Source organism: Ligilactobacillus salitolerans (assembly GCF_003864415.1).
In the GTDB taxonomy this organism is placed as follows: Bacteria; Bacillota; Bacilli; order Lactobacillales; family Lactobacillaceae; genus Ligilactobacillus; species Ligilactobacillus salitolerans.
The window spans coordinates 1-14,048 of sequence record NZ_BFFP01000050.1 but is presented as its reverse complement, the minus strand read 5'-3'; the positions used below and the strand labels follow the sequence as shown (position 1 = coordinate 14,048).

The 14,048-nt window shown below is 39.1% G+C and carries 13 protein-coding genes; 10 read left to right on the top strand and 3 right to left on the bottom strand.

What is annotated here, in order from left to right; genetic code table 11:
• Positions 1–214: 214 nt before the first annotated feature.
• The 6 genes from LFYK43_RS11105 (at position 215) to arsC (ending at position 5,174) form a co-directional block, all read left to right on the top strand.
• Entirely contained in the window at positions 215–598 is a 384-nt protein-coding gene (locus LFYK43_RS11105) for a hypothetical protein (protein ID WP_124978294.1), read from the top strand.
• 154 nt (positions 599–752) lie between these two features.
• Positions 753–1,106, top strand: coding sequence for an ArsR/SmtB family transcription factor (locus LFYK43_RS11100; protein ID WP_057756800.1), 354 nt, complete (start codon positions 753–755; stop codon positions 1,104–1,106).
• Complete coding sequence (gene arsD, locus LFYK43_RS11095) at positions 1,093–1,452, top strand: arsenite efflux transporter metallochaperone ArsD (protein WP_057756802.1); 360 nt, start codon at positions 1,093–1,095, stop codon at positions 1,450–1,452. Before LFYK43_RS11100 ends, arsD begins: the two co-directional genes overlap by 14 nt.
• A gap of 80 nt (positions 1,453–1,532) precedes the next feature.
• Positions 1,533–3,263, top strand: coding sequence for an arsenical pump-driving ATPase (arsA, locus tag LFYK43_RS11090; RefSeq protein WP_124978292.1), 1,731 nt, complete (start codon positions 1,533–1,535; stop codon positions 3,261–3,263).
• A gap of 88 nt (positions 3,264–3,351) precedes the next feature.
• A complete protein-coding gene (locus LFYK43_RS11085) occupies positions 3,352–4,647 on the top strand; it encodes an arsenic transporter (RefSeq protein ID WP_124978290.1) in 1,296 nt (431 codons plus the stop codon).
• Positions 4,648–4,754: 107 nt separating this feature from the next.
• A complete protein-coding gene (gene arsC / locus LFYK43_RS11080; RefSeq protein ID WP_054733508.1) occupies positions 4,755–5,174 on the top strand; it encodes an arsenate reductase (thioredoxin) in 420 nt (139 codons plus the stop codon).
• Between the two features lie 515 nt (positions 5,175–5,689).
• Here the strand turns inward: arsC and LFYK43_RS11075 are convergent.
• Positions 5,690–6,148, bottom strand: coding sequence for a transposase (locus LFYK43_RS11075; RefSeq protein ID WP_369692916.1), 459 nt, complete (start codon positions 6,146–6,148; stop codon positions 5,690–5,692).
• An 835-nt stretch (positions 6,149–6,983) separates the two neighbouring features.
• Here LFYK43_RS11075 and LFYK43_RS12625 point away from each other — a divergent pair.
• Together LFYK43_RS12625 and LFYK43_RS11065 are read left to right on the top strand one after the other, a co-directional pair.
• Complete coding sequence (locus tag LFYK43_RS12625) at positions 6,984–7,136, top strand: hypothetical protein (protein WP_158609244.1); 153 nt, start codon at positions 6,984–6,986, stop codon at positions 7,134–7,136.
• Between the two features lie 212 nt (positions 7,137–7,348).
• Complete coding sequence (locus LFYK43_RS11065; RefSeq protein WP_124978283.1) at positions 7,349–8,284, top strand: hypothetical protein; 936 nt, start codon at positions 7,349–7,351, stop codon at positions 8,282–8,284.
• Positions 8,285–8,479: 195 nt separating this feature from the next.
• Here the strand turns inward: LFYK43_RS11065 and LFYK43_RS11060 are convergent, their stop codons facing one another.
• Positions 8,480–8,935 (bottom strand): hypothetical protein, encoded by a 456-nt coding sequence (locus LFYK43_RS11060; RefSeq protein ID WP_124978281.1) that lies wholly within the window; start codon positions 8,933–8,935, stop codon positions 8,480–8,482.
• 265 nt (positions 8,936–9,200) lie between these two features.
• The gene (gene lepA / locus LFYK43_RS11055) at positions 9,201–11,030 is read right to left on the bottom strand and encodes a translation elongation factor 4 (RefSeq protein WP_124978279.1); all 1,830 of its coding nucleotides are present in this window, start codon (positions 11,028–11,030) and stop codon (positions 9,201–9,203) included.
• A 258-nt stretch (positions 11,031–11,288) separates the two neighbouring features.
• Between lepA and spxB the strand changes: the two genes are divergently transcribed.
• Positions 11,289–13,064 (top strand): pyruvate oxidase, encoded by a 1,776-nt coding sequence (gene spxB / locus LFYK43_RS11050; protein WP_174713994.1) that lies wholly within the window; start codon positions 11,289–11,291, stop codon positions 13,062–13,064.
• Between the two features lie 144 nt (positions 13,065–13,208).
• On the top strand, positions 13,209–13,790 hold the full coding sequence (locus tag LFYK43_RS11045; RefSeq protein ID WP_124978276.1) for an LOG family protein: 582 nt from the start codon (positions 13,209–13,211) through the stop codon (positions 13,788–13,790).
• Positions 13,791–14,048 lie beyond the last annotated feature (258 nt).

Sequence of the window (14,048 nt, the reverse complement as noted above, 5' to 3'; positions counted from 1 at the left end):
TGTCTAGGGCTTCCTTCAGATTCTACCTCGCAATAGACACCCTTGCCTTCGACTTGTGATACCGACCACTACGGCTCACAGCGGACTCACACCGCCTAGTTACTGCCCATGCCGGGCGCACCAAAAAAGCCGTCCACTCCGTATAAGTGAACGACCTAATCAAAAACTAATTTATAGATATAGTATAACAAATTAGAAAGCAGAGGAAAATAAAATGGCTAAAATGCTTAATTTACGTGATTTTGATTTTTCAAATATTGGCTCAACATTTGAACTCGACGAAGTTACACCAAAATTTGAAACTGAAGAACGCCTTGATAGTCAAGGGAAACCCATTCTGGCACAAGACGGTCGTCCTAGAAAATTTAACACTGATCTTATTGTTGGTTATAAGTATTCAGTAACTATTCTTGATGGTCGATTCCGTAAAAAATCAACTCAAATTACTGTTAATGATCTAAATTGTCCAATTACAAACGAAGAAATTATGAAGCAAGATCGAGTCAAATGTAAGTTTACTGATTTACAACCATCAATGGCTGCTAATCCAATGTATTACAAAGCCGATGCGATTGAACTTCTAACGACTATAAAATAGAATACTTCAGATCTAACGCGAAACCAGCAGTGCTTAATCATCTTAGTTGATCTCCTGCTGGTTTTATTATTTTAAAAATATGCTTGACGCTTACATAGATAATGGTCTATATTATAAACATAGATGCGCGTCTATATTTATAAAGGAGTGTACAATGGACTATCAAAATTACGTACAAATACTAAAGGCAATGGCTGATCCTAATCGGTTAAAAATCATTGATTTACTTTCTTGTGGATCTTTATGTGCATGTGATATTTTAGAGCATTTCAACTTTTCACAACCAACTTTATCTCACCACATGAAAGTTTTACAGAATGCTGGCATCGTATCAGCACGCAAGGACGGTAAGTGGCAACATTATACCCTTAACGAAGAATTTATGACGTCTTTTAAAAAAGACACCGATCTGCTATTAACTAGTGACGACCAATGTATTTGTCATTCGGATGCTGATTGTCCAAATTGTTCTTCAGGAAAGGTTGCCATTACAAATGAAAAAAATTGAATTATTTGAACCAGCTATGTGTTGTTCCACAGGTGTTTGCGGACCCAGTGTTAATCAGGACTTATTGACAATCACATCAGCCTTTGAGGCAATGCAAGGTGTTACGAATGTTGAAGCAAATCGTTACAATTTGAGTAATAACCCCGATGTTTTTAGTGGACGACCTGAAATTTTGTCGGCTATCAAGGATGATGCTGACTCAGTATTACCTATTACAGTCGTTGACGACGAAATCGTTAAAACTGGCACATATCCAACAATCGATGAACTATCCGAATACACTGGCTTGGTTTTCGTTCCTGCTGAACAAAAGAATAGTTGTTGTGGCGGTAGTGGCTGCTGCTAATTCCTACTTGATGTAAGAAATGGCACAGCCGTTTCTTTTGTACTATATATAGATGACTATCTATCTAAGGAGAAAATAATATGCAAACTTATCAACCTCAATCAACAAAATTAACTCATTATTTATTCTTTACAGGAAAAGGCGGTGTTGGTAAAACAACAACTGCTAGTGCGACAGCAATTAATCTAGCTGACTCTGGTAAACGAGTAATGTTGGCTTCTACCGATCCAGCCAGTAATTTGCAAGATGTATTTGATACAGAGTTAACCAATAAACCTAAAGAGATTGCGAATGTTCCCGGATTGTTTGTTGCGAACTTTGACCCCGTAACTGCTGCCGCCGAATATCGTGAAAGTGTCATTGGACCTTATCGCGGAATCTTACCAGAAACTGCCATCAACAATATGGCCGAACAACTTTCTGGTTCATGTACAGTTGAAATTGCTTCATTTAATGAATTTGCTAATTTTTTAACTGATTCAGAGGTTGATCAAAAATTTGATTATATTATTTTTGATACTGCTCCAACTGGACATGCTTTGATACTGCTTCAACTGCCATCAGCTTGGAATAACTATTTAGATGAAAATGATCGTGGCGCTTCTTGTCTTGGACAACTTGCCGGAATGGATGACAAAAAGGCAATGTATGAGAAAGCCGTCGTTACCTTAAATGATCCCGAATTGACGACATTAATGTTAGTGACCCGCCCACAGAAAGCATCCTTATTAGAAGCAGATCGCGCTGCACAAGAACTTGCCGCTATTGGCATTAAGAACCAACAACTCATTATTAATGGCACATTAAAAGATCCGACTGATTTACCATCACAGACAATCTTTACACAGCAACAAAATGACCTTGCACAAATGCCGGCTTCATTGAAAGAACTTGCCCAGTTTGAAGTGCCTTTACGCCCTTATAATGTTACTGGTCTGGATAAATTACGTTTAGTCCTACAATCTGAACAACCAAAATTAACTCCTCAGCCAAGTATCAAAAACGACTATCCTAATTTAGATGTCATCGTTAATGATCTAGTAAAATCTAATAAAAAAATCATCTTCACCATGGGCAAAGGTGGCGTTGGTAAAACAACAGTTGCTGTTCAAATCGCCAAAAAATTAGTAGCCCAACATAAGACTGTTCATTTGGCTACTACAGATCCAGCAGATCACCTAAATCTTTTTAAGACTGATGACCCTGATATTACGGTCAGTCATATTGATGAACAACAAGTTTTAAAGGATTATCAGGATGAAGTTTTAGCAAGTGCACAGAAAACCATGAAATCTGATGATGTTGATTATATTGCTGAAGATTTACGTTCACCATGCACTCAAGAAATTGCAGTGTTTCGTGCCTTTGCCAATATTGTTGCTCAAGATGATAGCGATGTGGTCGTAATTGATACCGCTCCAACTGGTCATACACTGTTATTACTTGATTCTACACAAAGCTACGCTCAAGAAGTACAGCGAACTTCTGGTGAAGTTCCACAAGCAATCATTGATTTATTACCTCGGTTACAAGATCCAAGCCAAACCGAAATCGTGATGGTAACCTTGCCAGAAACGACCCCCGTTTATGAATCAATGCGCCTAAATGATGATCTTGATCGGGCACAGATGGCACACACATGGTGGTTGGTTAACCAGAGTATGCTTGCAACCAATACTACCAACCCTTGTTTACAAGCCAGAGCACAGAATGAAGTTGAATGGATTGAAAAAGTAAAAGAACTTTCAAATAATCATTTTGCAGTTGAACAATGGCAGCCTGATTTTGAAAAGGTATTACTAACAATTTAATAAGCTAAAAGTATTAAATATCAAAACATATGTGGTTATTCTTTAATCAAGGCAGAAATGCCTTGATTTTTGATAGTTTGGAGGAGCTATGCAAGTCTTTTTTGCAATATTTATTTTTTTATTGACCTTGGTCTTCGTTATTTGGCAACCAAAAGGATTATCAATCGGCTGGACTGCCATTGGCGGTGCGGTCTTAGCATTGGTATTTAGAGTCGTAACATTTAAAGATGTTGGCACAGTAACCGGCATTGTTTGGAATGCAACACTATCATTTGTCGCAATCATCTTAATCTCTTTAATTCTTGATCAAATTGGCTTTTTTGAATGGGCAGCGTTGCATATGGCTCGGCTTGCAAAAGGTAATGGCATTCGGATGTTTGTTCTTATTGCGGTTCTTGGCGCAATTGTGGCAGCTTTATTTGCAAATGATGGTGCCGCGCTCATTTTAACACCGATTGTTCTTGCAATGGTTCGGGCACTACACTTTGATGAGAAACGAGTTTTTCCTTTTATCATTGCTAGTGGTTTTATCGCAGATGCAACCTCATTGCCTTTAGTCGTAAGTAATTTGGTTAATATTGTTTCAGCAGATTTCTTCGGCGTTACATTCTCTGAATATGCCTTAAGAATGTGGTTACCTGATTTATTCTCGCTGATCGCAAGTATCGTTATTTTATATCTTTATTTCCGTAAAGCATTGCCCAAGCATTACGATATCTCACAAGTTGCTAAACCAAGCACGGCAATTAAGGATCAACGATTATTTAAATTCTCATGGTTTGTATTGGCAGCACTATTACTCGGTTATTTCAGTAGTGGCTTTTTAAATATCCCTGTATCATTTATCGCACTTTCAATCGCCGTAATATTCCTATTAGTAGCTCGTAAAAGCTCACAAATTGATACTAAAGCGGTTATCAAAGGCGCACCATGGAATATTGTTTTCTTCTCAATTGGTATGTACGTTGTAGTATATGGTCTTCAGAACGTTGGTTTAACATCATTGCTTGCTGGAATAATTGGCAAGTTGGCAACTGGTAGTCGTTTTGCCGCAACAATGGGAATGGGTTATCTAGCAGCATTTCTTTCCTCTGCAATGAACAATATGCCAACTGTTATGATTAATGCCTTATCAATCAAAGCGGCAGATGTATCAGGATTGATGCACCAAACTTTAGTTTATGCCAATGTAATTGGGTCTGACTTGGGTCCAAAGATTACACCAATTGGTTCTTTAGCAACGCTCGTGTGGTTACACGTCTTGGCACAGAAGAATGTTAAAATTGCCTGGGGAACATACTTTAAAATCGGTATTACAATTACAATTCCTGTCCTCTTTGTAACCTTATGTGGACTTTGGCTATCGCTAGGTTTATTTGGGTAATGAATCGGATAGATAATTACAATTAGTCAGTTAGAACTGGACAGTGTTATTCTGTTCTTACTAATCTAATTTCATTCTTAAGATCTTGAGTAATGGAGGAATTAAATATGCCACAAATATATTTTCTTTGTACTGGGAATTCATGCCGTAGTCAAATGGCAGAAGGATTTGCGAAAAAAATCCTAGGTCCAAATTGGCGTGTTGCTAGTGCTGGAATCGAAACTCATGGACTAAATCCAAATGCAGTTAAAGTGATGGCTGAGAAAAATATCGATATCTCGCACAATCAATCAAAGTTGATTAATTCAAGCTATTTAAATTCCAGTGATTTGGTCATTACACTATGTGGCGATGCACGTGATCGTTGTCCAGTTACTCCGCCAAGTGTAAAAAAAGAGCATTGGCCTTTACAAGATCCTGCCCAAGCTCAAGGATCTGATCAAGAAATTCTTGATGTTTTTCGTCAAGTTAGAGACGAGATTGAACAACGTGTCTTGGATTTAAATCAGAGGATCAACAATAAGTAACTATACTTTGATCTTGTTGGCAGACTATTCATAAAAAACGACTCACCAAATATTTTGGTAAGTCGCTTTATTTTTGAAATGCACCCCAAGCACTCTTGAAATTGATCTTGAAATCAGAAATGTTTTATTAAATCATGACACATAATACAACTATAAAGCACTCGAATGAATACTAATTAAATCATATGACACCTTATAGTAGTAATTGATTTAGCCTGTACTCTCCTTATTAGAACCAAATAGAATGATCTAAAAAGCCTTAGAATGCCTATTCTAAAGGCTTTTTATTTTTTAGTTCCCATTAAAAACCATTAAAAATGTCGGGCACTTTGAGCAGAATTTGGTAAAATGGGACTACGACAAATAGTGTTGATTGTCTCTGAAACTCTATCTTTTAGATGGTGTTTCTTTTTTCTTAATTGTTAAGTCAGTTTCTTTGCTTTTTCTCTTTGTCAGGAAAGTCTGTGCCGAGGGAAGCAAGCCTTTCCTGACAAAGATTTATTTTTTTTAGGTTTTTACGCTCGGATCAGTTTGATGCAAATAAAGCAGTGACGCAAGTTTCTAAAACCGTAACAGCTGCGTTTCAGCTCTTTGATTTTTCGGTTTACCTCCTCTATTCCGCCGTTTGAATACTCACAAATACAGGCATTTTGAATCCCCAGATAATTCTTGGTGATTGTTCTCACGGCTGTATCTATTTCTGTGTGAGTCGGCTGGTAATTCATGACTAGAGCCTGCAGACCGACTTGATCGCGTTGTCGGGCAAAGTGAATCACAGCTTGATAAACTCGATAAACTTCTTTGAATTTTGGAAAAGGCTCTAATCCTATACCAACAACGTTTTGTGCTGTGGTGTATTCATTTAAACTTGGATAATACTTGACTGTCTGCCCGTCCAGTTCTGTTTCGTCTTTATGAAATAAACGCCATTGATGCTTCAAAGCTTTGTATGTTCGGCTTCGATGATCATCCAGACTCTTCAGGCTCTTGACCCGCTCTCAATCAAGGATCCCACCGACTAATTGCACAATATGAAAACGATCAAAAACAATTGCGGCATTCGAAAAAAATTCGATGAACGAATTGTTGGTACTGGGCATTAAAATCTATAGTCACCAGCCTGCCTTCTTGTCGTTCCGTCAGGGATCGTTACCTTTATAAGGTGATTCATAAACTCCCATCTTTTTGCATTAATTTCTTACTCATCTTTTAATCTCTGAAATACTCTAAATCCATGTCCAAAACATTTACTGAAGCAGCAATCTCAAAAAATTCCATACTTCAAAACGAAGTTATATCCTTTATTTTTGTTCCGTTTTTTTAGTAAAAAGCTGAAGAAAAAATATCCTCTTTGGGAGAATTAAAATAATCTTCTATTTTCCGCATGGTTGCTGGTTAATTAACTAGTAATGCAGCTTGGAAACATTTCCATGAGCATGGAATTCGCGTTATAAATAGATTTAACCGACATCCCAAGTATTACCAATCTGTTGTTTCAATAAAACAGTTTGTAGAAATCTTTCGCAACATCGTTGACTATCAGGTATGTAACTGATATGATTTATTCAAGGAAAGGACGGTTCGACCGTTCGCTCAATGAGATGGCATCAATATTTGGGTTATCGATGAAGAGTCAAGTGGCTGTTGCTACTTGGCTCTTTTTCGTTATATTAAAAAAGCACGTCCCCCACCAATCAAAATTGGACATACGTCAAATAATGTTGATGGTCTCTAAAACTCGGGTATACTTCTTCTTAGTTAGACAAACTAAATAATTAAAGCTTTCCTATTTTAGGGAGAAAGCTTTTTATGGGGAAAAACGCAATAAAAAAGCCCACTCTTCCAGCAAGAATGGACTTGGGTATGTGCACTGATAACTCAGCAATGAAGATCGATCTTCAGGCGCGTGACCTTATGTACAAAGATAATATTAAATTAAATTTTCCGGTTCGTCAACACTAAGTCAGCAACAAAATCCGAATTATTTCTAAAAATCAGCTGATAAATCACCGATTAAAATCAAATATTTTAGATTAAGTCTTGAAATTGCTAGTAAAAAGGCATTATATAACATGCTTCAAAAAGAACGGCTTTTGCAGTTACATTATTTATGCTAATATGTATCATAAATTTACAATTACTCCAGACGGAAATATCAAACAGGAAGTGAAATCTTGTTTCGAACACAGCTATTTTCTAGAAAAAAATATTTTTACTACTTGAGCTGTCTCCTAGCATCATCGATGCTTTGTTTTGCCTCGATTCCTCGTGTTCAGGCCGCAGCAGGTTCTAAAGCAGAGCTAAGCAAAAGCTCCCCTTACGTCCCAACCACCGAAGAAACGGAAAACACGGTGCAAAATGATGAAGGTGCATCCGATCTTGAGAACAGTGATCAGGTAATCTCAGATTCCAAGAATGAAAGCAGCCCAGTGAGCTCCAGCAACTCTGAAAGTTCACATGGATCTAGTGCAGCTAGTGAACCTAGTAGTTCATCAGTTTCTTCCGGCTCCAGTTCAAACTCAGGTTCGAGTTCAGTTAGTTCTTCAAGCTCATCTAGCTCTTCAATCTCTAGCACAAGTTCAGACTCAAGTACCAGTTCCGGTTCCAACTCGTCTGCAAGCGATAGTTCTAAAAAAGGATCCGCTGGTGTGCAAAACACCCCCAGTTCAAGCGCTGACACAGCAACCGAACAGTCAACCAATGTCAGAACGCCGAGACAAACACAAAAATCAGCAAGCAGCAGAGCCGGAAATACCGCTTCATTAGATGCACAAAATAAGGAGTTCCGCCGGATCACGAACACCTATAGCAAAGCCCAAGTGCTGGCAGCCGGGAATAAAGCAAGAAATAACAGCTCGGATAATGATAACAACGAAGGTAAACGAAATACAGACAATAATATCGTTGATTTTACCAGCGGAGCAACAGCTTACGCACCGCCGACCTCCGCAGTCTTAAAGGATGATTCGCATTTTACGTTAAATTCTTTTCTTTACTTTGGCGCAGTCTTTTTGATCATTTTAGCCTTTACGATCTATGGCGAGATCCAAGATAGCCGTAAGTATAAAATCGAAGACTACGATTGGAAAGAAAAGAAGAAAAACAAATAGGCACCAGCGGCAAATGCAAATTTTGAATAATATTTTTAGTGCTGATCACCAAAATCAGCACTATTTTTTTACTCATTCACAAGGTTGATCAAAGCACAGCACCACTAAACTAAATAAACAAAAAAATAACAAGAGCCGCCAAAGTCCTAGCAACTTTGGCGGCTCTTGTCTAAAAAATCCACATGAAATAGATCATTACCTATGATTTTCGACACCAATTTTTTCGAGCTGCTCGCCCAAAAAGAGGCCTATTTTGCGAAAATGATTGAATTCTTCTTCTAACTTATCTAAAGAAATATCGGATTTATCAGGTGTACTTTCAATATATTTCTTTTTGCCTTGATGAATCACATATCTCCGTATTTGCATTAATTCAGAGTGAAAAAGCAGATTAATAGAGACAGGACTAGCGTTCACTCCGTTTGCAGGCAGATAACGCAATTTCAACTTAAATCTGGTGAATTTCCCCTCATGAAATTTAATGTCTAGTGTTTCGATCTGAAAATGACTGCTTGAATAAAAATCTTCAGACTGTACAACATCCCCTTTTAAAACTGCAAATTCGGGTATTTTAATTTTAGCGGTATATAAGAAACGTTCATCTTGATCTATGCCCAAAATGCTGTTTGCTACATACTGATATATTTCCATAGTAAAAAACCTCGCTCAAATATGCTGCCATCAATATTAGCAATCTTCCAGCCTAAATTCAAATCAATCTAACTTGTTGCAAACGCATCAATTCTCATAAAGAAAGAGAGAAGCGATTCGTACAAACCGCTTCCCCCTATTCAGTTGTAGAAATGAGCAGTCTCCACTGCTCACTTTTAGTTTATTTAACCTCTTTAGTAATTGAAAGTTAAATTCCAATTCTTAAACATAACTTATTGAGTAAATTGGTAATTACAACTTTCAATTACTTACTCTCATCTTCAGATTGCAGCACAGCCATAAATGCTTCTTGCGGGATCTGAACAGTCCCGACATCCTTCATCCGCTTTTTACCCCGTTTCTGCTTCTCCAGGAGCTTAGCCCTGCGGTCTGGATCGCCGGTATGAATCCGTGAAGTAACGTCTTTTCGGTAAGCTTTGATATTGGTTCGCGCGATGATTTTCGCCCCAATGGCGGCTTGGATCGGAATCTCAAAGTTCTGCCGCGGAATAATACCTTTCAATTTCTTGGTGATCACACGTGCTCGTTCTTGTGCAAATTCCCGGTGAGAAATAAAGCTCAAAGCATCAACTTTATCTCCATTGAGCAAAATATCGATCTTGACCAGATCGCTTGGCTGTTCCTTGTCAAATTCATAGTCCAAGGATGCATACCCGCGAGTGTTTGATTTTAGTTTATCAAAGAAATCAAAAATAATTTCAGCAAGCGGCATCTGGTAAATCACATTGACTCTAGTATCATCTAAATAATCCATCGTCACAAACTGACCACGTTTGCGCTGACACAATTCCATTACAGCACCGACATAATCATTGGGGACCATGATTTCAGCCCGCACAAAGGGTTCATTAATTTGCTTGATATTAGGAACGTCAGGCATTTCGGCCGGATTAGAGACTTCGATCATTTCCCCATCTGTCAGTTCAACATTGTAAGTTACAGATGGTGCTGTCGTGATCAGATCCATGTTAAATTCACGTTCTAGGCGTTCTTGAACCACATCCATGTGCAGCAGTCCTAAAAATCCGCACCGAAAACCGAAGCCTAATGCCTGCGAGGTTTCCGGTTCAAATTCTAAGGCTGCGTCATTGAGTTGTAATTTTTCCAATGCTTCGCGTAAATCATTGTACTTCGCGTTATCAGTCGGATAGAGTCCAGAATAAACCATAGGGTGCATTTCCCGGTAGCCAGATAAAGGTTTTTCAGCTGGATTTTTGGCATTAGTAACAGTGTCACCAACTCGAGTATTCTTAATATTTTTAATGCTGGCTGTCAGATAGCCAACATCACCAGCCATCAAGATCTCGCGTTTCAACGGTTTAGGAGAATTAACACCAACCTCTGCCACCTCATATTCCATCCCGCTATTCATTAATTTGATCTTATCACCAGGACTAACTGTCCCTTGAGTCACTCGCACACTAAGGACAACTCCCCGGTAATCATCGTAAACTGAGTCAAAAACCAAGGCTTTTAACGGTGCCTCTAAATCTCCTGAAGGTGCAGGAACCTGGTTGACGATCTGTTCTAACATTTCAGGAACCCCAAGACCAGTCTTGCCCGAAGTTAAAACGGCATCAGCGGCATCCAGACCGATCAAATCTTCAATTTCCTGCCGGACAACTTCTGGTTGAGCAGAAGGCAGATCAACTTTATTGATCACCGGTATGATTTCTAAATCATCATCTATTGCCAAATAAACGTTCGCTAAAGTTTGTGCTTCAACCCCTTGAGCTGCATCTACGACCAAAACAGCCCCTTCACAGGCGGCCAAAGACCGCGAAACTTCATAAGAAAAATCGACGTGGCCTGGGGTATCGATCAGGTGGAAAATATAATCCTCACCATCTTGCGCGTGATAATGCAGCTCGACCGCATTTAACTTGATCGTAATACCGCGCTCACGCTCAAGATCCATCGAATCTAAAAGCTGATCCTTCATTTCGCGCTGAGAAACAGTATCCGTCAATTCTAAGATCCGGTCAGCTAGTGTCGATTTGCCATGGTCAATATGGGCAACGATCGAAAAATTTCGGATATGTTTCTGACGTTCTTTCATTTCTTCCAAATTCATTCAGCAAATTCCTGCTTTCTGTTCTGATATCTTGCTTAATACTTTATTATAGTATATTCCGTCAAAAACATTAACCCATATTATTTTTTTCCATCGTTTTGGGCAAAAAAGCAAAGATTTTTTAAAGAAATATCGTGTACAACCTTGTAAGCGATTTACATTTAGTGTAAAATAATTCTGTTATGTTTTTAGCATAAATTGTAGAAAGAGAAAGGATGTATTATTTTGGCAACAAAAACCATTGAAGCCGGCGTAGCAATGATGAAAGTTTTAGAATCTTGGGGGGTCAAACATGTTTACGGTTATCCTGGTGGTTCGATCAGTTCTACCATGCATGCCCTAGAAGTTGAACAAGAACGCATTAAATACGTTCAAGTGCGTCACGAACAAGTGGGTGCCTTAGCCGCCGCTGGACACGCAAAGGCAACAGGTGAGATCGGTGTTACATTTGGTTCGGCCGGCCCTGGCGCAGTCAATTTATTAAATGGCTTATATGACGCAAAAGAAGATAATGTCCCTGTCCTAGCAATTGTTGGTCAGGTTCCAAGCACCAATATGAACTATGACTACTTCCAAGAATTTCCAGAGATCCCAATGTTCTCTGACGTTGCTGATTACAACCGTATTGTCATGACAGCAGAAAGTTTGCCTTATGTTATTGACAAAGCAATTCGTGAAGCTTATAAAAACCAAGGTGTTTCCGTAGTTGTCATCCCGAATAACCTGGGCTTTGTAGAGATCGAAGACATTCCTTTCTCTTCTGCTCAAAACACGGACCGCAAACCAGCTCCGGAACCAGAAGCAACTGATGAAGAAGTTGCACATTTATTGGCAATGATCAAAGAAGCTAAACGCCCTGTTTTCCATGTTGGTTCTGGAATTAAAGGCAACCAAGATAAACTGCAAAAATTAGCAGAAAAATTACAGATTCCAGTCGTTATTACTGGTTTAGCCAAGGGGAAAGTTGATGACAACTTTGCTGGCAACATGGGTACTTCTAACCGCGCTGCATCCAAAGCCGCCGATGAAATTTTCGGTGTAGCCGACCTTGTGATCGCCTTAGGAGCTAACTTCCCATTTGCTAACTTAGTTTATCGGACGCATGAATTTAAATTCGTCCAAATCGATAACGACAAAGCTAAATTTGGCCGTCATCATTACCTGGATTACAGTATCTGGTCTGATTCCGGCAAATTCTTAGACAAGGCCTTAGAAATGAGTGAACAGCAACCTGCATCACCTTTCTATCAAGCTGCCGTTGAAGATATGCAAAACTGGAAAGAATACCTTAACAAACTAATGAACAAGACAGATGGCGCCTTGGAATACGAACAAGTTTACCGGGAAATCAACCGGATCGCTGAACCAGACGCTCTGTTCTCAGTCGATGTTGGCGATAACATCATTAACAGTTTCCGTTTCTTGGACATGAAACGCGAGCAAAAGATGACAATCTCAGCCCTTTTTGCAACGATGGGTTACGGTTTGCCGGGTGCGATCGCAGGTCAATTTGCTTACCCTGAGCGTCAGGTCTTCAACATTGCCGGTGATGGAGCATTCTCTATGGTTATGCAAGATCTTTTGACCTTAAATAAATACAATTTACCTGTCATCAATGTCATCACATCCAACCAGTTCTTAAGTTTCATCAAATCAGAACAAGATGATTTGACTATGAACAACTTTGGTGTTGACTTAAAAGATGCCAACTTCAAGCAAATTGCTGAAGCAATGGGTGTTCACGGCATCGAAGTTAATGAAGCTAAGGACTTAGCAGCTGCATTTGACGAAGCTTTGGCAACGTCTAAAGCCGGCAAACCTGTCTTGATCGATGCTAATATTACAAGTAAACGCGGCTTGCCAGTTGAAGAACTGCAGCTTGAGATCGAAGGCGACCACTTCGTAGAGTACGTTTCTGCTGGTTACCAAGAAACTCATGGCAAACGCACGCTAGAAGAATTCTTTGCTGAATATGATGCGCAAGAATTGAAATCATTACCATACTACTTCGAAAAATATGGTGTGACTCTCTAAGAATAGCATACTAAGCTAACTCTGATAACATGCAACTCCATTAGATTGGAAGTTGTATGTTATTTTTTTATTGCTCATTTGATTCAAACTAAGAATGTATTATGATTAACGTAAATGAATTTTAACTCGAAAGGATTATTTTCAATGAAAAAAATAGCCGTATACTGTGGTGCCTCCTCAGGAAACTCCCCACTCTTTAAACAAGCAGCAATTGATTTAGGGAACTGGATCGTCGCCAATAATTTCGAACTTGTCTATGGCGGCGGCCGCTACGGTTTAATGGGCATCTTGGCAGAAACCGTCAGCAGTCAGAACGGTAAGATCTATGGGATCATCCCCGATGTCCTCTACCGTAAAAATATCGCTTTTAACGGTTTAACTGATCTGAAAGTAGTCCCTAATATGTCCGCGCGAAAAGAAACAATGCTTCAGCTTTCCGATGCCTCTCTAGCCCTGCCAGGCGGTCCAGGAACCTTAGAGGAAATTGCCCAAGCCTATTCGTGGGCACGCATCGGTGAAAATTCCAATCCTTGTGTCCTGTATAACGTCAACCATTTTTTTGAACCCTTAGAAAAAATGTTTGATTCGATGGTCGATAACGGCTTTCTAGGAGCTGCTGAACGCAAGAAACTATTATTTTCAGATTCGTTACCTGAAATTAGGGAGTTCATCCAAACTTATACACCACCGCAAAAACGTACCTACAATGAAAAAGATTCTATGTAATATGAGAAAAAGGCTGAGATCAGGAGGCACAAGATGACTCAAGTGAACCGAACAGAGCCCCTATTTTCTAAGTATCTGTTAAAACAAATCACCAAAGCGACGGATGGAAAATTTAAAGTCAGTGCAGCTAATTTTTCCAAGTAGGGTATACTCCTTCTTAGGTAGACAAGCTAAATAATTAAAGCTTGCCTACTTTAGGGAGGAGTATTTTTATGGGGAAAAATGGATTCAGATATACGTTAGAGGAGAAACTCTTTT

Coding starts and splice junctions, on each gene's coding strand:
- arsA (WP_124978292.1), top strand. CDS start 1,533: ATGCAAACTTATCAACCTCAATCAACAAAATTAACTCATTATTTATTC.
- LFYK43_RS11085 (WP_124978290.1), top strand. CDS start 3,352: ATGCAAGTCTTTTTTGCAATATTTATTTTTTTATTGACCTTGGTCTTC.
- arsC (WP_054733508.1), top strand. CDS start 4,755: ATGCCACAAATATATTTTCTTTGTACTGGGAATTCATGCCGTAGTCAA.
- arsD (WP_057756802.1), top strand. CDS start 1,093: ATGAAAAAAATTGAATTATTTGAACCAGCTATGTGTTGTTCCACAGGT.
- LFYK43_RS11045 (WP_124978276.1), top strand. CDS start 13,209: ATGAAAAAAATAGCCGTATACTGTGGTGCCTCCTCAGGAAACTCCCCA.
- spxB (WP_174713994.1), top strand. CDS start 11,289: ATGATGAAAGTTTTAGAATCTTGGGGGGTCAAACATGTTTACGGTTAT.
- LFYK43_RS11100 (WP_057756800.1), top strand. CDS start 753: ATGGACTATCAAAATTACGTACAAATACTAAAGGCAATGGCTGATCCT.
- lepA (WP_124978279.1), bottom strand. CDS start 11,030: ATGAATTTGGAAGAAATGAAAGAACGTCAGAAACATATCCGAAATTTT.
- LFYK43_RS11105 (WP_124978294.1), top strand. CDS start 215: ATGGCTAAAATGCTTAATTTACGTGATTTTGATTTTTCAAATATTGGC.
- LFYK43_RS11060 (WP_124978281.1), bottom strand. CDS start 8,935: ATGGAAATATATCAGTATGTAGCAAACAGCATTTTGGGCATAGATCAA.
- LFYK43_RS12625 (WP_158609244.1), top strand. CDS start 6,984: ATGGGGAAAAACGCAATAAAAAAGCCCACTCTTCCAGCAAGAATGGAC.